Here is a 21,825-nt window from a genome sequence, read left to right on the forward strand (position 1 = left end):
TCACGCGGGCGTCGCCTCGAGTTCGGCCGCGGCCGCGCGCTGCGGCGCCGGCTGCACGACGCGCGACGGCTGCCTCGCTTGCGCCGGGTCACCCGCGTACAGCGCTTTCGGATCGAACACGCGCGCCTGCAGCGGCGTGAACGAGCGGAAATTCCACAGGCTGCGCGCGACGAACACGCGCTGCACCCAGCGGTATGCACGATCGTTCTCGTCGTACTGCGGATCGAAACGGTCGCGCGAATGCAGCGTGAAATGGTTGTTGATCAGCACCAGCTTGCCCGGCGACACCTGGACGCCGAACGACACCTCGCGCACCGCGCGGTACAGGTTCGCCAGCGCCTCCTGCGCGCGCGTGTTGACGGCCAGCACCATGTCCGGATAGAACGCGACCGTCACGCGCGGCGCGTCGAGCGGCCCCGACAGCACGGCGCTCAGGTCGGTGTTGTCGCGCGGCGTCGGCGCGGCCCCGCGCCACCGGTACGGCACACGGATGATGTAGTGCTCGCCGTACAGTTGCGCGATGTCGTCCGGCGACAGCCGTTCCAGCGCGCGGCGCGCATCGGCGAGCCGCGTGTACGGGCCGCCGCCGGCTTCGCTGCGTACGCCGAGCAGCAGCAGCGCGAACGGTGACGTATCGCCTTCCGGCATGTGCGCCTGCGCGGCGTTCTCGATATGGAAATCCAGCTCGACCTCGGAGCCGAGGCCCGTGTACTCGCGTGCGGTTGCCTTGTGCGGCGTCAGGTTGTTCACGAGCTCGCGGCCTTCGTGCGCGATCGAATACGGCTCGCCGGCCAGCGTGCTCAGCGCGACCAGCACGTTCTCGCTCAGCACGCCGGCCTTGAACGAGCGGCCGGTTTCCTCGAACCGTGGGCTGCCCTTCACGTCGTCGTCGATCGGCAGGTTGTCGATCTCGATCGAACCGTGCGCGTCCGCGGTCGGCGCCTTCGCGCGGTCGAACGCGTCGACGATGCGGTCGGGAAACGCGTTGTACGCGAGCTTGCGCACCGCACTGATATAGCCGGCGCCGCCGGCCGGATCGTAGGCCAGCGCGCCGAGTGTCCTGCGGATGTGAGCGGATTCCACTGCCGTCAAGGCGACGCGTTCATCTGCGAGATAGGTCATAGGTCTCTCGTATAAAGATTCTGGGTCGAAGAGCGGTAGCGCACCACCGCCGCGCTCGGCCGTCCTCGGTGCGAAGCGCTCGACAAGACTAGGAGACCGTCATTGCATTGCGAAATGATATTAATTCGATTGCAAACAAAAATTATCGATATAAGTTCAGCAACGCAGCCGCGCTCGGCCGCACCGATCGAGCCGGCCTTTAACACGAATACTTGTTAAAAAATCGCTGGTTATTATTTGTATTCGCTAGCGGGTCGATGCTAGTTTTCTGTCGGATTCGACGACGCGGCCGGCGCCCGACGCGCAGCCGCCTCCCCTCATCCGCCCTACGGGAACCCGCCAGATGAATCGATGCCGCCTGCCGCGCTGCTGCTTCTTCGAGGACGCCGGATACGACGTGACGTTGCCGGTGTACCGCCGCCCCGACCATCCGGCCAGGGAGCCGCAATGAGCGACCGTGCCGCGGCGCTCGACAGCGCACCGGCCGCCGCCGCGCCGGCATCGCGCACGTCGCTGCGTGCGATCCTCCCGACCGTCGCGGCCGCGAGCCTCGGCTTCGCGATCGTCCAGCTCGACGTGACCGTCGTCAACGTCGCCATTCCGAGCCTCGGCCACTCCTTCGGCTCGCGCGTTCACGGGCTGCAGTGGATCGTCGATGCGTACACACTGTCGTTCGCCGCGTTGCTGCTGACGTCCGGCACGCTGGCCGACCGCTTCGGCAGCCGCCGGCTGTTCGCATACGGCCTCGCGCTGTTCCTGCTCGCGTCGCTCGGCTGCGCGCTCGCGCCGTCGCTCGTCGCGCTGATCGCCGCGCGGGTCGCACAAGGCGTCGGCGCCGCGATGATCCTGCCCACGTCGCTCGCGCTCATCACGCATGCGTGCGCGAACGACACTGCCGCGCGCGTGAAAGCCGTCGCGTGGTGGAGCGCGACCGGCGGTGCGATCAGCGCGGCCGGGCCGACGCTCGGCGGCCTGCTGATCGATTCGCTCGGCTGGCGCGCGATCTTCTTCATCAACCTGCCGATCTGCGCGATCGGGCTGTGGCTCACGCTGCGCCACGTGCAGGATTCGGCTGCCGCGCGCACGCGGCTGTTCGATCCGGCCGGCCAGATCGTCGCGGTGCTGGTACTCGGTCTGCTGACGGGCGGGATCATCCGGGCGGGCGCGCAAGGTGTCGGCGATCCGTATGCGGCCGGCGCGCTGATCGCGTCGGCCGTGCTCGGCACGCTGTTCGTCGCGATCGAACGGCGCGTGGCCGCGCCGATGCTGCAGCTTGCGTTCTTCCGGATCGCGCGCGTGCCGGGCGTGCTGGCGATCGGCGCGGTCACGAACGCCGCGTTCTACGGGCTGATCTTCTCGCTCAGCCTCTATTTCCAGAACGCGCGCGGCTTCACGGCGACCGAATCGGGGCTCGCGCTCGCGCCGCTCACGATCATCATGCTCGCCAACATCGCGAGCGCGCGGCTCGCGGTACGGTACGGATTCCGCGCGACCGTCGTCATCGGCCTCGCCGTGACGCTCGCGGGCTACCTGTGGCTGTGGCGCACGCTCGCCGCGCATACGCCGTACGTCCTGCTGGCGCCGGGGCTCGCGGCGATGGCGATCGGCGGCGGCATCGCGATTCCCGCGCTGACGTCGACGATGCTCGGCAGCGTCGAGGCCGGCCGCTCGGCAACAGCTTCCGCGATCCTCAATACCGCGCGCCAGGTGGGCGCCGCGATCGGCGTCGCGGCACTCGGCGCGCTGGTCGCGGGCCAGGGCGCGGCGATCGTGGCCGGCGCGGCGCACGCGTTCGCCGTCGCGGCCGTGCTCGTCGCGGTCTGCATCGTGGTGGCCTTGCGCTGGCCCGGCGACGCACCCGATACCGGCGCGCGGGCCTGAGCCGTCGCCGACCGACACCCTTCAACCGATCCCACAGCCGAGCGAGGAACCCATGCAGCATCGCTTCATCGATACCGTCCTGATCGTCGACGGCGCGTCGACCGCCGCCTACCTGGCGCCCGCGTTTCGTGCGTACGGCATCCGTTGCGCGCACGTGATCAGCGATCCCGACCTGCCGGAAATCTACCGGAACCAGTTCGTGGCGTCCGACTACATCCGCCAGGTCCAGCACCGCGGCGACATCGACGCGACGCTCGCGCAGCTGGGCGACCTGCGGATCGGCGCGGTGCTGCACGGCCTCGATGCGGCGCTGGAGCTGGCCGACACGCTGGCCGAGCGGCTCGACGTGCCTTACCGCAACCCGCTCGCGACGTCGGCCGCGCGGCGCGACAAGTTCGCGATGAACGAACGCATCCGCCAGGCCGGCCTGCGCGCACCGGCACACTTTCACAGCACGTCGGTCGATGAAGCGCTCGAATGGGCGCGCGCGCAGCGCACGCTGCCGCTCGTCGTGAAGCCGGCGCGCAGCGCGGGCGTCACCGGCGTGAAGATCTGCCGGACGCTCGCGCAGGTCGAGGCTGCCGCGCGCGACGTGCTGGCCACCCGTTCGCTGTACAACCAGCCGAACGACGACATCGTGATCCAGAGCTATTCCGAGGGGCAGGAATACATCGTCGATTCGGTGTCGTTCGAGGGCCGTCATCGCGTGGTCAGCCTGTGGGAAGTGCATCGCGACCGTACGCACGCGCCGCGGCTCGACAAGATGCTGGTGCTGAATCACGCGGACCCGCGCTACGCGCCGCTGCTCGACTACGCGGCCGACGTACTCGACGCGCTCGACGTGCGCTTCGGGCCGACCCACCTCGAGCTGTTCGATACGGCTGACGGCCCGACGATCGTCGAGCTGAACGCGCGACTGCACGGTAGCCTGGACCCGCGCCTGACGAGTGCGGTCAGCGGCGAGAATCACGTATCGGCCGCCGTCGAAGCCGTGCTGCATCCGGAGCGGCTGTTCGGCGAAGCGGCCGCGCCGACGGATTTCCGCGGCTATTGCGGGCACGTGCTGCTGCTGTCGTCACGTAACGGCGTGCTGCGGCAGGACTTCACGTGGCAGGCGATCCAGGCGCTGCCGTCGTTCGTCGGGCTCAAGCAGTGGATCAAGGTAGGCGATACGCTGCGCGTGACCACCGACCTGCAGACGGCGCTCGGCACCGTCGGCCTCTACAGTCCGACGTTCGAGCGGCTGCTCGAGGATTGCCGGCGCATCCGCGAGATCGAAGCCGATTTCTTCGCGGACGAACGCGCGGTTGTGCCGGCCTAGCGCGCGAGCAGCGCACCCGCCTGCCGGCCGAGCACCGCGCGCAGCGCATCGAGTTCGGGCAGCGCGGGCGCTTCGTCGGGCGTGACGAGGTAGGTCGTCACGCTGTCGAGGTCGTCGAATGCATGCGCGCGCAATTCCTTGCGCGCGACGTACTCGGTCGTGATCCGCTTCGGCAGGATCGCGACGCCCATCCCGGCCGCCACGCAGCCGAGGATCGCGCCGAACGTGCCGAACGACGACACCGATTCGATCGCGACGCCGCGCGCCTTCAGCCAGTGCTCCGCGACCGCGCGGTACGGGCAGCCGTCGTGAAACGCGAGCAGCCGCACCGAGTTGTCGGCCAGCAGTTGCCGGCGCGTGACCGTGGCCGCGCCGACCAGCACCATCTCTTCGGCAAACGCGGGCTCGTAACGCAACCCTGGCCGGACGACCGCGCGCGCGGTGAGCGCGGTATCGATCCGGCCGCGCAGCAGTGCGTCGGCCAGCTCCGGCTCGCTGCCGATCTGGACCGCGAGACCGAGCGCCGGCTCGCGCTCCTTCAACGCGGCGGCCAGCGCCGGCAGCCGCGTGGCCGCCGTGCTTTCCATCGAACCGAGCCGGAAGCTGCGTGCGACCGGCGTATCGCGCACCACCTGCGTCGCTTCGTCGACAAGGCGCAGGATGCGGTCGCAATACGGCATCAGCCGGCGTCCCGCATCGTTCAGCACCAGCCGCTTGCCGTGCCGGTCGAACAGCGGCGCGTCGAGCGACTCTTCGAGCTGGCGCAGCCTCGCGGTGACGTTCGATTGCGTGCAGCCGAGCCGCTCGGCCGCGCGCAACGCGCTGCCTTCCTGAACAACGGCACGAAAGGTTTCGAGCAGAGGGATGTTCATATCATTTTCTCTTGTTACCGATTCAGTTTATATCATTTTACTTCGCCAATCATCCGGATTAGCCTAGCGGATATTCGGTGCCGGCCGCTCTTTCCGAGGAATCCGCATGCCATCCGCTGTCTGCTCCGGCTTCACCAACGTTCGCCGCCGGCCCGAGGTTCGCCCGTGCGCGCACTGATCGCCGCGACGGTGCGGCGCGGGCCTACCGTGCTCGCGTGCGGCGTCGTCCTCGGGCTGCTGGTGCCGCCGCTCGCGGGTCTCGCGCGGCCGTTGATGCCTGTCACCGTGTTCCTGTTCGTGCTCGGCACGCTGCTGCGCGTCGAGCCCAGCGCCGTGCGCGCGGTTGCGCGCCGGCCGGCCGTGTCGCTGCTGCTGCCGGCCGCGACGATGATCGTGTGCCCGGTCGCGCTCGGTATCGCCGCGCGGCTCGCCGGCATGCCGTACGACTGGGTCGTCGCGCTGGTGATCGCGTACTGCGCGCCGCCGTCGAGCGGCACGTCGACGATCGCGCGGATGTTGTCGCTCGACGCGAGCGTCGCCCTCGTCGCGACCCTCGCGTCGATGGTGTTCGTGCCGCTCACCGCGCCGCTGCTGACGGCCTGGTTCAGCCACGATGCCGCGGTGTCGATCTCGCCATTGAGTCTCGCGTTGCGGCTCGCGCTGCTGATCGGCAGTGCCGAGGGTGTCGCGCTGCTCGTGCGACGCTTTGCCGGTTCGCGACTCGACCGCCATGCGACGCCGATCGACGCGACCGTCGTGGTCGCGCTGCTGGTGTTCGCGCTCGGCACGATGGCCGGCATGCAGCAATCGATCATCGATGCGCCGCACCGCGCGCTGAGCGCGATCGTGCTCGCGTTCGCGGTCAATGCCGGCTTCCAGGTCCTCGCGTACGGGCTCACGCCCGGCGACGTCCGCACGCGGCTCAACGTCGCGCTGATCGTCGCCAATCGCAACGTCGGCCTGATGTGGGCCGCGCTCGGGCTGGCCGCGACGCCGACCATGGCACTCGTGTTCACGTGCGCGCAGTTGCCGATCTATACGCTGCCGCGCGTCGTCCAGCACCTGCTGCCGCGCCTCGAAGCGCAGCGCCTGCGCCGGCGCGCGCGCTGACCGGCCCTACTCCTCCGTTCCCGATCAAGGACCCGACATGAAGCGACTCATCGTGATCGGCGCGCGCGCCACCGGCAGCAGCGTTGCGCTGGTCCGCGCCGCGCTGGCACGCCAGCTGGCCGTCACCGTCATCACCGCGCCCGGCCATCGTCTCGACGGCGTGTTTCCCGACGCCGTCGAGACCGTCAACCTCGAGCCCGATGCCGGCCGGCTCGCCGGCTGGCTGCGCACGCGCTTTCCCGGCGAACTCGATACGCTGCGCGTGACGACCGCCCACGACACCTATGCGCGCACCGCCGCGTGGGTTGCCGACGCGCTCGGCCTGCCCGGCCCCGACGCGCGGCACGTCGCGCACGCGGTATCGAAATCGAACCAGAAGGCGCTGCTCGCCGCGCACGGCATCCCGGCCGCCCGGTTCGTCACGGGCACGCTGGCCGCGCCGGCAGCGCTTGCGGCCGCGGCCGATCCGCTGCGCCTTCCGGTCGTCGTCAAGCCGTCGGAAGGCTCGGCGAGCGATGGTGTGCGGCGCTGCGAGGACATCGCCGACGTACGAGCGCAGCTCGACGCGCTCGCGGTCGCGGCCGCGCAAGCCGACGCGCAGTCGCTCGCAAACGAACGCGTCGTGATCGAGGAATTCCTGAGCGGCAGCGAATACTGCGTCGAGTATTTCGACGGCCGCTATGTCGGCGCGCTGCGCAAGCTGAAGCGGCATGGCGCCGGTTTTCTCGAACGCGGCTATACGTCCGAACTCGATCTCGATGGCGACACGCTGCGCGCGCTGATCGACGTCGGCACGCGCGCGACCGCGGCGGCCGGGCTCACGTGGGGGCCCGTGCACCTCGACTGCATCGTGCACGACGGCGTGCCGCACGTGATCGAGCTGAATCCGCGCATCGCGGGCAGCTTCATCTGCGACATCGTGCGCGACGGGTACGGCTTCAACGTCGTCGAAGCACTGCTCGACAAGCTCGACGGGCGTGCGGTGACGATCCCCGAGCTGTTCGAGCCGCACGCGTATGCACGCGCCGAATTCCTGCTCGACAGCGATCCGAGCGCGTGGCGCTTCGCGCAGGCCGGCGAACTGAACGACGGCGCGGTCACGCTCAGTTACGGGCCTCAAGTGCTGCCCGATCGCGAACGGCGCGCGTTTCTTTATGTACGGGTTGCGTTGCCGGCTGCGCACGGTTCGGCGGAACACGCGGAATCGTCGGCCGAGCGCGGTGAGGTCGTACAGCCGACGCAGGCTGCGGCATCTTCTGATCTGGAGCCTTCAACCGGAAAGGTTGGCTGATACGTCATAGGGTGTTCCGGAATGGCTGCGACGGTGCTTGAGCGCATCCGCGTCGCACTTCACGCGCAGTCACGCGCGCTGTTCGTCGATGTGCGCACGGATACGACGGGCGCCTTCCTCCGGGCTGCATGTCGACGTATCGATGCGCATCGCGTACGGCCGTGAATAGGCGGGATGCCCGAACTGGGATCTGGCCATTCCCTCGCCTCGGTCCGGCCTCGCACGTTCGCGCTGCTCGAGGACGGCCAACGGACACGAAACGCCCACGACGATGGCGCGACGAGGAGATAGTGCAGCGATGCACGCGTCCAGCGCGGACGTATCCCGAAGTACGAGATCGAGGACGATGTCGAAATGACTGGCCGCGACGCGGCTGAGCGTCGACTGCAGGTTCAGATGATGAAGCCTGAGCGCCTCGTCGAGTTCCTCGGCCGACCGCATGTCACGCCTGCGCGACATTTCGACGAACGCGTCCAGCGAAATGTGAAACATGGGTATGTCGGCACTGTCCTGGAGCGCCCTCGCCAGGCTGCTCTTTCCCGCGCTGGTCGGGCCATGCAATACGATCGCGATCGGGTTCATGTCGAATGGCGGTGGTATGGGTGGGCAGGTGCTGTGGGCGTGGTACCGCAGCGGCTGACAATCGGTTCGTCGAACGGTCGTATGGCGATCGGACGTCGCAGGCGAGTTTCAGTCCGGCGCGAAGAACCTGTTTCATCGTCGCCTACTTCCACGGTTTTGTGGATCGACAGCTATCGATCCCTTCTCTGTCATTCGGCACCTCCACGACAGTTCGTCTCATTAGCAATTGACATCGGCCACTCGACGGTATCGACGTGCGGCACATCGGGCCTGCAACGATGAATTGCTTGCTCGCTTACGCCACATTCAGCGGATCGCATATGAGCTGAGGTGCCGTTCGCCGGTCACCGCGCTCGACTCTTATAGCCGCTCTTCAATGCCTCGACTACAAGCTCCACTGCGCGGGATGATTTTCTGCGACTGGGGTAGTAGACGTGATGCCCGACGAACGTAGGGAACCAGTCCTCCAGCACCCAACGCAGACGTCCATCCCGGACATGTTTCTCGGCCAGGTCTTTGGGGACGTATGCAAGCCCAAATCCTTCAAGCGCCGCGTCCAACATCTGGTAGACATTGTTGAACGTGAGCTGACCGTCGACCCGCACCTGCAGTTCTCGTCGCCCCTTCCGTAGCTCCCAGGGAAGCAGTGAATCTCGCGTTGGCAATCTCAGATTGATGCAGTTGTGCATCGTCAGATCCTGCGGAGTCTTCGCGAGTGCGGTCGATTGCAGGTACCCTGGGGAGCCCACGATTGCCATAGTCATGTCCGGCGCGATCCGCATCGCAACCATGTCTTTGGCAACTTGATCGCCTAGCCGCACGCCAACATCGTAACGATCCGCGACGATATCCGCTAACCCGTAGTCATTGACCAATTCGATCTTGAGGTTCGGGTACTGGCGTAGCAACGTTTGCAGACGCGGCCAAACGTACGAGTTTGCGGCGTAGTCCGTGGCCGTGATGCGGACGGTTCCGCCTGGACTGCTTGTCATCGCGCGCAAAGACTCGACCTCCGCTTCGATTTCCTGGAAACGGGGTGCAATCGCCGTCAGTAGCCGTTCGCCAGCATCCGTCAACGAGACGCTGCGGGTAGTGCGCGTCAACAACTGAAGGCCCATCCGCTTTTCGAGGCCGGCAACCGTACGGCTCAAGGCCGACTGCGAGACTCCCAGCTGGGCGGCCGCCCGCGTGAAATTGCGCTCACGCGCGACGTTCATGAAGCCGACGAGGTCGTTGAAATCCTCTTTCAATTAATGCTCCACAGCATAAGGGCATGCCAATATTGCCATCTAGTCGCATCAATTGCCAGGAGTTAAATTAGCTGGCAGTGGCATATCGCCATCGACGAGGAATAGTCATGGAATTGAAACGTGCGGGCTCTCAGCCCTCGAAGAAAGGCCCTGAAGAATGGTTCACGGGCACTGTGCGGCTCGACCCACTGAACGCTCCGCCCCCGCCGGCCCGCGTCTCGTGTGCCAGCGTCACCTTTGAACCAGGCGCGCGGACCAACTGGCACACCCATCCGCTTGGTCAAACCCTGATCGTTACGGCCGGCTGTGGCTGGACCCAATGCGAAGGTGAGCTGCGCGTCGAAATCCGCGCCGGCGACGTGATCTGGTGCTCGCCGGGCCACAAGCACTGGCATGGTGCGACTTTGACGACCGCGATGACGCATATCGCCATTCAGGAAGCGCTCGACGGCAAGAACGTCGAATGGCTGGAAAGGGTCACGGACGCGCAGTATCTCGGCAGTGGCGAGCAGGCGTAATGCGATCCAGGGTGCTGCGCCGGCACGCTCGGGTACAGATTCATACCGATGAGGGAAGTCATGAGCGAAAACATTAGCGGCAAAGTCGTCGTCATTACGGGCGCCAGCAGCGGCCTGGGTGCGGAGACCGCACGCCACCTCGCAAATCAGGGTGCCAAAGTTGTCCTTGGTGCGCGTCGCCTTGACCGGCTGGAAGCGCTTGCAAACGAATTGGGACTTGATGCGAAAGCAATTGTGCAGACCGACGTCACCGATCGTAGCCAGGTCAAGACGCTGGTTGATCGTGCGGTGGAATTGTACGGTCGCATCGATGTGATGCTAAACAATGCTGGTCTCATGCCGAGCTCGATGCTCGACAAACTCAAGATCGACGAGTGGGACCGGATGATCGACGTCAATATCAAGGGTGTGTTGTACGGCATTGCGGCCACGCTGCCCCACATGCAGTCGCAGAAGAGCGGCCAGATCATCAATGTTTCGTCCGTCGCGGGCCACAAGGTTGGTCCCGGTGGCGCAGTGTATGCCGGCACGAAGTGGGCAGTGCGTGCCATCTCGGAAGGACTGCGCCAGGAGGTCAAGCCCTGGAACATCCGGACGACCATCGTTTCGCCGGGGGCAGTCGCGACCGAGTTGATCGACACGATCACCGATCAGGACATCGCAACGGGAATGGCGAAAACGTACGAGAACGCCATCCCGGCCAGCTCGTTTGCACGGGTCGTGGCCTTCGCCATCAGCCAGCCCGAAGACGTGGACATCAACGAAGTGCTTTTCCGCCCCACCACGCAAGCGTATTGAGCGCTATTCAACCGGGCGCGCGATTTCACCTGCCTGGTCTTGTCAACTACAGGAGAAAGACGCAATGCCCCATGTCATCGTTAAAGCATGGCCCGGAAAGACGGAGGAGCAGAAGCGACGTCTGGCCGAGGCCATCACCCGTGATGTGATGCAGATCCTTGGCTACGGCGAGGAATCCGTTTCAGTCGGCTTTGAAGAAATCCCACCTGATCGATGGATGGAGGAAGTCTATCGGCCGGACATCGAGGAACGTTCTCAAACGCTTTACAAAAAACCCGGATACAGAATGTATGGGCAGGCCTCATGCACAAGTCACCTGCGGCAGCAACTGCCGCGCAGTCCGTCGTTGCGCCACTGATGCCGGTGATGGCCTCGGTGCTCGCCGGTTTCATCATCATTGGCGCCGCACTTCCGGTACTGCCTTTGCATGTCAGCAACGATCTTGGCTTCGGTCCGTTCGTGGTCGGTCTCGTCGCAGGAGCGCAGTTCGCCGCATCGTTGTTTTCGCGCGTATGGGCGGGGTCCTTTTCCGACAGGCGGGGTACGAAAAGCGCCGTCCTCGCCGGTCTCATTGCTGCTGTGGTGGCGGGGCTGCTGTATTTACTTTCGCTTGCCTTGCTCAATGTGCCCGCGCTGTCCGTTGCCATCCTGCTAGCAGGTCGCGCGGTGCTCGGAGGAGCTGAGAGCTTCATCATCACAGGAGCGGTCGCCTGGGGGCTCTGCCTGGTAGACAGACAACATGCCGGGAAAGTGATTGCATGGGTCGGAACCGCGATGTTCGCTGCGATGGCGCTCGGCGGACCCATCGGGTCCATCATTTACACGACATTCGGATTTTCGGCGATCGCACTTATAACAGGTCTCGTGCCCTTGATGGTGCTGGGTTATCTGATCCGAATGCCAGCAGTCGCGCCCCACGCACATGGAGAGCATGCCTCCTTCAACACGATCATGCAGGCTGTCTGGCTACCCGGTCTCGGCGCAGCGCTCGCCAGTATCGGCTACTGCGCAATCCTGGCATTCAGTTCGCTTTTCTTCACAGACATGCACTGGCGGCCGGTATGGATGGCCTTCACCGCATTTGGTGTCGCACTGATCGCCGCGCGCACAGTTGTCGGGCACCTTCCAGACCAGCTTGGCGGGGCGAAAGTCGCGGCGATATTCGTCATCGTTCAAGCCGCGGGCCTGCTGCTCGTCTGGCTGGCCAAGACTTCGTTGCTTGCATCGGCGGGGGCCGCTCTTGCCGGCTTCGGCTATTCGCTTGTGTATCCGGGGCTGGGCGTTGAAGCAGTCAGGGGGATAACGCCAAAGAACCGAGGCACGGCGATGGGCATCTACACGGCCTTTCTCGACGTTGCGATGGCCGTCGGCAGTCCCGCTCTGGGATGGGTTGGCGGACACGCCGGCCTGCGTGCCGTGTTTCTGGTCAGTGCCGTCGTTGCTGCTTGCACGGCAGGCGTGGCGTTCCAACTGCTCCGGAAGCATCGCGTCGCTGTGTGACTCAACGGCTTCGCTGCTGCCTGTCTGGGCTGTCACAAGTGGATCGCATTTGCCGGTAGCGTTCCTCCGGCCACTGGTTTCCAGCAAACGATCGCTGACACCTTCCAGTTGCGAAGCAGCCGTTCGAATGACAGCGTCGAGTATCAGGCGAGCGGCCGCAACTGGCCGGATGCAGCCCGACTCGATCGATCGCACCCACGCGGTTCATGAGACGGGTCATGTGTCATCGGCTTTGCTCGAAAGATGTCGAATTCAGCGTTGTCGGCCCTGTATGACGGGTACGCTCAATCCCCCGCTCCGAATAATCAACGAACGGGAAACCCCCAACGCTCGAGAACCTCGGATACCACGGGCTCCCATACGTCGGTACCGCGCGCGAACAGCAGGTGCCCGTTATTCTCGAATGGCGGAAGCAGCCGATAGTCGGCATGGCCGCCCGCGCGAACGAATGCATCGTGCCACGCGCTGCTGTATGTCGGTGCGAAGTACTGATCGTTTTCGGTATAGATCCACAGCATCGGGACACGCGCCGTTTCTCCGAAGCGCGAATACATGGCTTCCAGGCGTTCGCCCTGACAAGGCACGCCGGGATGCTCGACCGGATCGCCGCCGGACCCGCCGGCGAAGTTGATCGCCCCGACCACGCCGTCCGGATTGTCGGCCGCCATGGCCGTCGTGACGAAGCCGCCGACCGATTGCCCGACGATGACGATGCGATGCGGGTCGACATGGGGCTGCCGCCTCGAGTAGTCCAGTACGGCAAGCTCTTCCGTGCGCGCCGCCGCGATCATCGGTGCGTAGTCCTTCTGACGACATTTGCCGCTGTATTCCGGGTCGAACTGTGTGCCGAACTGACCGTAGCCGATGCGCGTCGGCTCGAATACGGCGAAGCCCCGTTTCACGAAAAAGGCGACTTGCCGGGTGAAACGAAAGCGCGGCGGCGTACCGCGATCCGTCGGGCTGCGGCCATGATTGAGAATCAGGATCGGAAACGGCCCATCGCCATCCGGGAGGAATTGCGTGATCGCAACCTTGCCCGTTTGTTCCGTCCCGTAAAGATCCTTGACGGTCACGTCGATCGTCGACACGGATTCGTGGAGGTCCGTCCTGAGCCGTTCGGCATGGGCGCCGGGGATCACGAGCGCAAGGCACATCCAAAGCAGGCTTCGGGTCGTTGTCATAAGGCCTACATATCGAGCAAGGAGGGATTCAGCATCGCCATAACCGAAGCGTGACGCGCGCCGTCACAAACGGCGCCCGAGCAATTGCCCCGGCCAACCGTCCACGTCGAAGGTTGAAATTCGCTCATACCCGCAGGATTCGTAGAAACGCACCAGCGCCCCTGTCCCGCCGCCGTAGCAGTCCACGCGCAAGCGGGTCACCCCGGCTGCCCGGGCGCGGTCGTCCGCAAAGGCCATCAGGCGCCGGCCGACACCGCGGGCCCGTGCGTCGCGCGACGCAACCAGCACTCTCACGTAGATTTCCGGCTCGGTCGCGGCAGGCACGTAGGGCATCGCCTCGCCCAGGATCAATGCGCCCAGGATGCGGCCGCCCGGCCCTTCCGCCACCCACGCTTCGGGCAGCGCACAGGCGTCGGTCACGAGCGCAATCCGCTTCGGCGACGTCGACCAAGGCTCGCGGCCCCATTGCCCCTCGTTGCCGATGGCGGCGAACCAGGCGATCACCTCGTCGAAGATCGCCAGCACCGCGGGCACATCCGGCGCGCCGGCTCGGCGTATCACCCGTTCGTCGGTTCCTGTCACCGTCACGTTCCACGCTCCTTCGCCGGATTCGACGACCGGCACACGATTGTTGGCAACGCCGGGCCGCCCGCGGACGAGCGATGAAGGCCAGGCGATCCAGCCTGCTACGGTACTGAAATTCGACCCGTTTGATCAAGGCATGGCGGCCCACGACGTGCCCATGTCGCCCGTTGCGGCAAAACTATACAATCGACGCGATGCATCGATGACATGAAGTGCCAGCCGCCCATCTCGTCTGCCGCCATGAACGCACCCGCTGCTCCCTCCTCCTCCGGCCCGTCAGTGCTCGGCGTCTACCGGCAACTGGCCGCCCCGTCCGCCGGACAATGGGTCGTCAGCCGTTCCGAACGGGCGCACATGTACCGGATCCAGCATCACCGGCCCGACGGCAGCACGTCGGTCGACACGGTCGTCGATGCGGACAACCTCGACGCAAAGCTGCACAAGTGGCTGCAGGAAGGCTTCGTCCGGCGCGAAGCCGGCGACCGCGCAGCGCCGGCCCATCGCGCCGGGTTCATGCAGGACCTGCGGCGCGCGCACGCATCGCGACCGGCGGCGGCCATCGACGCGCCGCACATCGTGCACGTAGGCGGCGTGCCGATGCCGCGCGGGCCGGGCGGGCCGCTCGTGCCGCCGCCGAATCCGGCCTACCTGTTCACCGCGCGCACGACGAACGTGCTCGAAGACATCGTCGAGAACCGCCGCATCCTGCTGATCGGTCATACGGGCACGGGGAAGACGAGCCTCGTCGAACAGGCCGCCGCGCAAGCAGGCCACGGCGTGCTGCGCTCGAACATGAACGGGCAGACGACGGTCGGCGACTTCGTCGGCTTCTGGACCGTCAAGGGCGGCGAGACGATCTGGGTCGACGGCGTGCTGCCGACCGCGATGCGCGAAGGGCTGTGGCTCATCGTCGACGAGATCGACTTCGCGGAACCGGCGATCCTCGCGGTGCTGACCGCCGTGCTCGAACCGGGCGGCCGCCTGCTGCTGAAGGAGAAGGGCAACGAGATCGTGGTCCCGCATCCGTCGTTCCGGCTGTTCGCGACCGCCAATGCAGTGGGTGCGATGGGCCGGTTCCGCCACCTGTACCAGGGCGCCAACGTGATGAACGAGGCGTTCCTCGATCGCTGGCGCGTGTACCACCTCGACTACCTGCCGCCGGCCGACGAGGCGCGCGTGCTGCAACGGACCTTCGGTGCGGCGATGTCGGCGGCAATGGCCGACACGCTCGCGGCGATCGCCGCCGACTGCCGCGCCGCGTTCGTCCGCGAGGATCTGGCCAGCGCGTTCTCGACGCGCCGCCTGCTCGACTGGGCCGAACTGATGCTGCGCACCGGCGACCCCGAATCGGCCGCCGGCCCGACCCTCTACGCGAAGGTCAGCACGGAAGACGCCGACCTGATCCGCAGCATCATCCGCCACTACATCGACGTCGAGGCCTGACGCGATGGACCGGGACGACGACGCGCGGTCGCAGCACCTGACACGGCTGGCCCGCACGCTCACGCAACGGCACGGCATCGACGTGCGGTTCGCGCGCCACGGGCCGGCCGTGCAGCGCGACGTGCTGGTGTTGCCCGATACGCTGCTCGCCGGCGAGATCGACGACGATGCGATCACCGGCTTCGTCGATCTCCATGCGGCAAGGTTGCGCTTTGGCGCGATCGATGACGTTGCCGCGCTCGCATCGCCCGGTGTGCAGGCCATTGCGCAAGCGATCGACGACCGCCGCGCATCCGGTTGCCTTGTCGCGATCTATCCCGGCGCGAACACGTTCCTGCGCCGGATGCGCGCGGTGTCGGCCGCCGACACGCTGCGCCGCTGGCCGCGCATGGCGTGGCGCGACAAGCTGCTGTGGCGGATCGAACGCGCGCTGTGGGACGAGCCGCCTTCGTCGATGGAACGCGTTCCGTCGCTCGACGCCACGCTCGCCGCGGCCGACGATCTCGTCGACGAAGCGCGCGCGTCGACGTCGACGGCCGACAGCATCCGCGCCGCGCGACGGATCGTCGAACGCGTGCGCATGCTGGCATCGGCCGGCGCGAACAACATGATGTTCACGGCCGATCCTGACGGCACGATCGACGGCACGGCCATCGCCGCCGAATTCGAATCGGACGAACACGGTGCGTCGGAGGACGACGCACGCGCACCGGTTTCAGCCGAATCCGCCGCCAGTGCGATCGCGGACATGGCGTCATCAACGGACACCCCAACGCCGGGCGACGCGTCGCCCGGCACGATTCGCCTGTCCGCGGAGAACCGACCGTTGCTTTCCGTCCCGCTGACGACCGCGTTCGACACGGTAATGGACTTCACCGGCCAGGGTGACGCGGCCGGCTGGCATCGTCTGCGCGGTGCGGCCCGCGCGCAGACCGAACCGCTCAAGCGTCGGCTCGAACGTGCGTTGAAAGTGGACGAGCAGACGCGCTGGAAGCGCGAACAGGAGCGCGGCGCGCTCGACCGGACGTCACTCGTGCGCCTGGCGACCACACCGGGCTATCGCACGCCGTTCCGCACCCCGCGCGCGGCACCGGGACGCGACGCGGCCGTCAGCCTGCTGATCGACTGCAGCGGCTCGATGGCCGGCAGGAAAATCGAACTCGCCAGACTCTGCGCGGCCGCACTGTGCGACGCGCTGATGCAACTCGGCTTCGCCTGCGAAGTGCTCGGCTACAGCTCGGTCGAGGATGCCGCGATGCGTGCGCACTACCAGCGCTGGATCGACGACGGCCGCCGCACGTTCGGCTACAACCGGTTCGTCGAACGGCTCGATCTGCGCGTCTACAAGCGGTTCGATTCCGACAACCCGAGCGGCCTCGCGTGCATCGAATGCGGACACGAGAATCCCGATGGCGAGGCCTTGAGCTGGGCCGCCGGGCGGCTCCTGTCGAAACGTGCGCGCCGGCGAATCCTGATGGTGCTGTCGGACGGCTATCCGGCCACCGGCGACGGCAACCCGGCGATCCTGCGCACCGACCTGAGTGCCCGCGTCGATGCGCTGCGCGCGCAACGCGTCGAGCTGATCGGCGTCGGGATTCTCGACGATTCGGTCGAGTCGTTCTATCCGGTCAGCAGCGTGGTCGAACACCTGAACGAGCTGCCGGGCGCGGCGTTCAGCGTGTTGAGCGATACGCTGCTGGATCGGCGCTAGCCGTCGGCGACGGGACCCAGCGCACGTCGCTTCGCAGTCGCGTCACATCGGACGACTAGCCTCGTTGTCGTCCGACGCGAATCGCAGCTGCCCGCAGGATGCAGCCTTCCACCGCATTCGATCGGCCAACGGTTCCGATGCGCGTGTGTCGGGCAGCACGAATCTTGCTCGGCATCTTACGATTTTCACCCGAAGGTGGATTCGGCCGTATCGTCCTGCCACGGCCGCCCGCACGACACTGCTCATGCCCAGGAAAAAGAAGTCCAGCATCTGGTTGCGGCCGCTCGAACTGTTTTCCGTTGCGACCGGGGCCCGCCCGAAGAAACCGGCCACCCAACCGCGGCCGGCGGCCAAGCGGGCGAGCAAGCCGGTGCCCCGACCTGCCGCCCCCGCCCGTGCCGCCCGACGCACCGGCGCGGTGCATGCCGCCCGCACGCCGTCGAACAAGGCACCCGGCACGTGGCGCCGCGCATTTCACTCCGCCGGCCCGAGTGCCGGCCGGCTCGTCAACCATCTTGCGTACGCGCTGTATCTTCCCGCCGCACCGGTGACGACGGCGGGCATGCCGACCGTCGTCATGCTGCACGGCTGCAAGCAGACCGCCGAGTCGTTTGCCGCGGGTACACGCATGTTCGAACTCGCGGAACGATCGGGGTTTGCCGTGCTGTTTCCCGAGCAGGCCAAGACAACCCATCCGCACCGCTGCTGGCACTGGCATGGCGACGCGACCCAGTCCGAAGCCGCGGCGGTCGCTTCGCTGATCGACGCCGTCGTGCAGCAGCACGGCTTCGACCGCGACCGGATCTACGTCGCCGGCATGTCCGCCGGCGCCGGGCTCGCCGCGGCACTGGCGATCCGGTTTCCCGACCGCTTCGCGGCCGTCGGCCTGCACTCCGGGCCGGCCATCGCGCCGCCGCTGTCGACGATGGCCGCCATGAGCCTGATGCGTCGCGGCCTCCGCGACGATCCGGTACGCGCGATCGATGCCTGCGCCGACATCGCGGCCTATCCCGGCATGCCGGCCCTCGTCATCCATGGCGAACTGGATACGGTCGTGACCGACCGGAACGCGACGCAACTCGGCGTCGCGTTCGCGCGGCTCAACTGGCTCGTCGACGAACACGGCGCGATACGCGTCGGCGAGCAACGCACCTACGCGCGCGACGGTTCGGGCTTCACCGACTATCTCAAGGGCGGCCGGCTCGTCGTCAGGGTCTGCCTCGTCAGCCGGCTGCAGCATGCATGGAGCGGCGGAGACCCGCGCGAGCCGTTCCATTCCGCCACCGGGCCGGACGCCTCCGCCATGTTCTGGCATTTCTTTCGTCGCCAGCGCCGCAAGCGAACGCGATGACGTGCGGCACCCGCGCCGGTTTCGCGCGAGCGGCCGTCGTCATGGCGTCACGGCGTCATGCACGTTGCGCGAGTGCGGCCGCGCTCGCGCGGTCGCCTGCCTGCCGGACCGGCAGCCTCACGCGGAAGGTGGTACCGCGCCCCGGCTCGCTGGTCACGTCGATCGCACCGCGATGGCGCTCGACGATGCCGTGCGACACCGACAACCCGAGCCCCGTGCCCTGCCCGACCGGTTTCGTCGTGAAGAACGGATCGAAGATCCGCCGGACGACGTCGGGCGTCATGCCCGCGCCGGTATCGCTGATCGCGATCGACACCTGGTCGCCGTCGCTCGACGTGCGGATCGTGATCACGCCATGTTCGGGAATCGCCTGCGCCGCGTTGACCAGCAGGTTCATGAATACCTGGTTCAGTTGCGACGGCAAGCATTCGACCTGCGGGACATCGCCGTAGTCGCGCACGACGTCGGCCTTGTACTTGAGTTCGTTGTGGACGACGTTGAGCGTGCTCTCGAGGCCCGCATGCAGATCGACGACGTGCCATTCGTCGCTCGCCGGTCGCGAGAAATCGCGCAGGTCCTGCACGATGCGCCGCACGCGCAGCGCGCCGTCGATCGATTCGTCGATCAGCGTCACGATCTCGTCGCGGACGTAGTCGAGATCCGCCGCGCGGCGCACCGCTGTCAACGCGTCGCGTGCGGCCGGGTCGTGCTGCGGCAGCGCGGCTTCATGTGCGGCGACCACGTCGAGCAGGCTGCGCACCCACGTCTTCAACGTATTGAGGTTCGCGCTGACGAAGCCGATCGGATTGTTGATCTCGTGCGCGACGCCGGCCGCGAGCTGGCCGATCGACGCGAGCTTTTCCGACTGCAGCAACTGCTCGTGCGTTTCCGCGAGCGCATGCAGCAGGCGCCGCTGTTCGTCCTTTTCCTGTTCGAGCAGCACGTGCGCGGCCTTGCGTTCGTCGATCTCGGCCGCCATGTTTTCGCGCGTGCGTTGCAGCATCTGCGTCGTCTGCTCGTAGCGTCGCAGCGCGCGTTCGAGCTCGTCGGTTCGCAACCGCACGAGCCGTTCGAGCGTGTCGGTCATCCCGCGCAGGAACGTGGTGCGCGCATCGAAACGGCACAGCATCAGCGTGACGACCAGCGTCGCCATCGTAAACAGCGCAACCGTCGTCGCGAGCCACGGTGCGTCGACGCCTCGTGCGGCGCCGCATCGCGCATCCGGCGCGAAATGGGCGGCCGCCATCGCCGTGTAATGCATCCCGGTAATCGCAATCCCCATGATGAAGGCCGCGCCGACGCGTTGCGCGGTCGCATGGCGTGCCTGCTGCGCGCGCAGCGCCTGTGCAATCCATAGCGCGGCCGTCGATGCGATCACCGCGATGCCGATCGATGCGGCAAACAGCACGGCATCGTAACGAATGGCCGGCTGCATGTGCATCGCGGCCATGCCCGTGTAATGCATGCCGGCGATCCCGCCGCCCATCAGCACGCCGCCCGCGCATAGCCGCCGCCAGCCCAGCCGCGCGCGCGTGACGACGTTGAGCGCGAAATACGACACGAGCACGGCGATCGCCAGCGAGATCCCGGTGCCCTGCCACGCATAGCCGAGCGGGATCGGCAGCGAGAATGCGAGCATCCCGACGAAATGCATCGACCAGATGCCGGTGCCCATTGCCGCCGCGCCGCCGCCCAGCCACGCCCGCTTCAGCTTCGGATCGTCGAGCAGCGAAATGAAGGCCGCGAGGTCGAGCGTCGTATAGGAGGCGAGCGTCGCGATCGCGAGCGACAGCAGGACGAGGGAGACGTTGTAGGTGCCATGCATGATCGAGCGCCCCTGGCTGGGTGAAGGCATCGGCGCGGTGCGCGATCGATCGCGCACCGCGGCCGTCAGGCCAGCGGCGCGCCTGCGCCGGGCGCCTGCGCCGACGCCGCCGCCGGGCCGGCCAGCACGAGGATGTCGAACGGTGTTCCTTCCCGCGTCTCGAAGCGCCGCACCAGTTCGATCTGGTGGGCCGACATCACGCTGCCCTTCGTCATCAGCAGCACGCCGCGATGCGTGCGCAGATCGTCGGCGAGCCGCATCCCTTCGCGCAGTTGCGCCGACCGGATCTCGGTGACGGACGCCGCGATGCCGAGACTCGCGGGATCGCGCATCAGCTCGGTGAAGCGCTCGACCAGCTGCGGGTCGTAACGCACGCCGGCCTGCGAGCGCAACACGTCGATCGCCTGTTCGATCGAATGCGGCGCACCGATCTCGCCGTGGCGCAGCCCTTCGAAATCGCGTGCGATCGCAACGATCCGCGAGCCGGGCGGGATCGCGTCGCCGATCAGCCCGTCCGGCGTGCCGCGCCCGTTGAAACGCTCGTACTGGTGCAGCACGATCGACGCGACCTTGTGCAATTGCGCGACAGGCGTCAGCACCATCTGCGCACGCAGCGGATGTTCGTGGAACAGCCGCTGCTCGTCCGTCGTCATCCGCGTGAGCGGCTTGTGCAGCAATTCATCCGGCAGCGACAGCTTGCCGATGCCGTGCAACAGCCCCGCGAAATAGACATCCTGCGCGTGCAGCTCGCTCATTTCTGCCGCCAGCGCGAGCCGACGCGCGATCTCGCCGACCCGCATCGAGTGCCCGCTGGCGGCCCCGCAACGCAGCTCGATCATGCTCGCGCAAACCTGCACCATCGCCGTGAAGCTGCGTTTCAGGTCGCGTTGCGCGGCCTCGAGGAACATCACGGTCTGGCCGAGTTCTTCGGTGCGCGCCCGCACCTGCGTTTCAAGTTCCGTGTTGAACAGCCGCAGCGCGTCGTTCTGCGCTTCCGTCAGCGCAGCCAGCCGGGCTGCTTCGCGGCGCAAACGGCGCTGCTCCAGCGCCTGCTCGATGGTCAGCAGCAGGTCGTGATCGTCCCACGGCTTGTTCAGGTAGCGATACACGCCGCCTTCGTTGACGGCCTGCACGACCGACGCGATCTCCGCATAACCGGTCAGCAGGATGCGCATCGTGTCCGGATACAGCGCCCGTGCGCGTGCCAGGAATTCCGCGCCGCTCATGTGCGGCATCCGCATGTCGGACACGATCAGGTCGATCTCCGTCGACGCCAGGATCCCGAGTGCGGCCTCGCCGCTGCCGGCGGTCAGGATCTCGTAGCCGGTGGGCCGCAATACGCGCCTGAGCGCCGACAACACATTCGGCTCGTCGTCGACCAGCAGGATCGACGGTGCGCGGCCCGCGTCGCCGGATGCCGCGGTTGCGTCGGGAATTTCGGATGGCACGCCATTCACGTCGTTCGTTGCAGATGTCGGCATAAT

At 66.6% G+C, this 21,825-nt stretch carries 19 protein-coding genes; 11 read left to right on the forward strand and 8 right to left on the reverse strand.

The features are described 5' to 3' along the window. Positions 1-1,122: a TauD/TfdA family dioxygenase gene (locus tag DIE03_RS05920; protein WP_124448414.1), complete on the reverse strand. Its 1,122-nt coding sequence runs from the start codon at positions 1,120-1,122 to the stop codon at positions 1-3. Positions 1,123-1,569: 447 nt separating this feature from the next. On the opposite strand from DIE03_RS05920, the gene DIE03_RS05925 reads away from it, so the two are divergent. Then, entirely contained in the window at positions 1,570-3,003 is a 1,434-nt protein-coding gene (locus tag DIE03_RS05925; protein ID WP_124448416.1) for an MFS transporter, read from the forward strand. Positions 3,004-3,055: 52 nt separating this feature from the next. Next, positions 3,056-4,324, forward strand: a complete 1,269-nt coding sequence (locus DIE03_RS05930) for an ATP-grasp domain-containing protein (protein ID WP_124448418.1) — start codon at positions 3,056-3,058, stop codon at positions 4,322-4,324. On the opposite strand, the gene DIE03_RS05935 is transcribed toward DIE03_RS05930, so the two are convergent. Next, complete coding sequence (locus DIE03_RS05935; protein ID WP_124448420.1) at positions 4,321-5,196, reverse strand: LysR family transcriptional regulator; 876 nt, start codon at positions 5,194-5,196, stop codon at positions 4,321-4,323. The two genes, DIE03_RS05930 and DIE03_RS05935, sit on opposite strands and share 4 nt — an antisense overlap. A 165-nt stretch (positions 5,197-5,361) precedes the next feature. On the opposite strand from DIE03_RS05935, the gene DIE03_RS05940 reads away from it, so the two are divergent. Together DIE03_RS05940 and DIE03_RS05945 are read left to right on the forward strand one after the other, a co-directional pair. Continuing rightward, positions 5,362-6,306: a hypothetical protein gene (locus tag DIE03_RS05940; RefSeq protein WP_124448422.1), complete on the forward strand. Its 945-nt coding sequence runs from the start codon at positions 5,362-5,364 to the stop codon at positions 6,304-6,306. Between the two features lie 37 nt (positions 6,307-6,343). Continuing rightward, on the forward strand, positions 6,344-7,597 hold the full coding sequence (locus DIE03_RS05945) for an acetyl-CoA carboxylase biotin carboxylase subunit family protein (protein WP_124448424.1): 1,254 nt from the start codon (positions 6,344-6,346) through the stop codon (positions 7,595-7,597). Positions 7,598-7,666: 69 nt separating this feature from the next. Here DIE03_RS05945 and DIE03_RS05950 read toward each other — a convergent pair whose 3' ends face one another. Further along, on the reverse strand, positions 7,667-8,179 hold the full coding sequence (locus DIE03_RS05950; protein ID WP_124448426.1) for a chloramphenicol phosphotransferase CPT family protein: 513 nt from the start codon (positions 8,177-8,179) through the stop codon (positions 7,667-7,669). Between the two features lie 344 nt (positions 8,180-8,523). Next, positions 8,524-9,429: a LysR family transcriptional regulator gene (locus DIE03_RS05955; protein WP_124448428.1), complete on the reverse strand. Its 906-nt coding sequence runs from the start codon at positions 9,427-9,429 to the stop codon at positions 8,524-8,526. Positions 9,430-9,536: 107 nt separating this feature from the next. Between DIE03_RS05955 and DIE03_RS05960 the strand changes: the two genes are divergently transcribed. The 4 genes from DIE03_RS05960 (at position 9,537) to DIE03_RS05975 (ending at position 12,245) form a co-directional block, all read left to right on the forward strand. Further along, positions 9,537-9,947 carry a cupin domain-containing protein gene (locus DIE03_RS05960; protein WP_124448430.1) on the forward strand — a complete coding sequence of 137 codons (411 nt, stop codon included), beginning with the start codon at positions 9,537-9,539 and terminating at the stop codon, positions 9,945-9,947. 60 nt (positions 9,948-10,007) lie between these two features. Then, complete coding sequence (locus DIE03_RS05965; protein WP_124448432.1) at positions 10,008-10,745, forward strand: SDR family oxidoreductase; 738 nt, start codon at positions 10,008-10,010, stop codon at positions 10,743-10,745. A gap of 64 nt (positions 10,746-10,809) precedes the next feature. Then, entirely contained in the window at positions 10,810-11,103 is a 294-nt protein-coding gene (locus DIE03_RS05970; RefSeq protein ID WP_124448434.1) for a tautomerase family protein, read from the forward strand. Next, a complete protein-coding gene (locus DIE03_RS05975; RefSeq protein WP_124448435.1) occupies positions 11,049-12,245 on the forward strand; it encodes an MFS transporter in 1,197 nt (398 codons plus the stop codon). The genes DIE03_RS05970 and DIE03_RS05975 overlap by 55 nt, the downstream gene beginning before the upstream one ends. Before the next feature lie 305 nt (positions 12,246-12,550). On the opposite strand, the gene DIE03_RS05980 is transcribed toward DIE03_RS05975, so the two are convergent. Beyond that, positions 12,551-13,426, reverse strand: a complete 876-nt coding sequence (locus DIE03_RS05980) for a S9 family peptidase (protein WP_260434809.1) — start codon at positions 13,424-13,426, stop codon at positions 12,551-12,553. Between the two features lie 63 nt (positions 13,427-13,489). Beyond that, a complete protein-coding gene (locus tag DIE03_RS05985; protein WP_124448437.1) occupies positions 13,490-14,014 on the reverse strand; it encodes a GNAT family N-acetyltransferase in 525 nt (174 codons plus the stop codon). Between the two features lie 237 nt (positions 14,015-14,251). Between DIE03_RS05985 and DIE03_RS05990 the strand changes: the two genes are divergently transcribed. The 3 genes from DIE03_RS05990 (at position 14,252) to DIE03_RS06000 (ending at position 18,516) form a co-directional block, all read left to right on the forward strand. Further along, entirely contained in the window at positions 14,252-15,454 is a 1,203-nt protein-coding gene (locus tag DIE03_RS05990; RefSeq protein WP_124448439.1) for an AAA family ATPase, read from the forward strand. 4 nt (positions 15,455-15,458) lie between these two features. Next, positions 15,459-17,165 carry a cobaltochelatase CobT-related protein gene (locus tag DIE03_RS05995; protein WP_124448441.1) on the forward strand — a complete coding sequence of 569 codons (1,707 nt, stop codon included), beginning with the start codon at positions 15,459-15,461 and terminating at the stop codon, positions 17,163-17,165. A 244-nt stretch (positions 17,166-17,409) separates the two neighbouring features. Further along, a complete protein-coding gene (locus DIE03_RS06000; protein ID WP_124448845.1) occupies positions 17,410-18,516 on the forward strand; it encodes a PHB depolymerase family esterase in 1,107 nt (368 codons plus the stop codon). 55 nt (positions 18,517-18,571) lie between these two features. Here DIE03_RS06000 and DIE03_RS06005 read toward each other — a convergent pair whose 3' ends face one another. Together DIE03_RS06005 and DIE03_RS06010 are read right to left on the reverse strand one after the other, a co-directional pair. Continuing rightward, entirely contained in the window at positions 18,572-20,341 is a 1,770-nt protein-coding gene (locus DIE03_RS06005; RefSeq protein WP_124448847.1) for a histidine kinase, read from the reverse strand. A 65-nt stretch (positions 20,342-20,406) separates the two neighbouring features. After that, entirely contained in the window at positions 20,407-21,822 is a 1,416-nt protein-coding gene (locus DIE03_RS06010; protein WP_124448443.1) for an HD domain-containing phosphohydrolase, read from the reverse strand. Positions 21,823-21,825: the final 3 nt, after the last annotated feature.

The sequence above is a fragment of the Burkholderia sp. Bp8992 genome (assembly GCF_003853705.1).
Classification (GTDB): Bacteria; Pseudomonadota; Gammaproteobacteria; order Burkholderiales; family Burkholderiaceae; genus Burkholderia.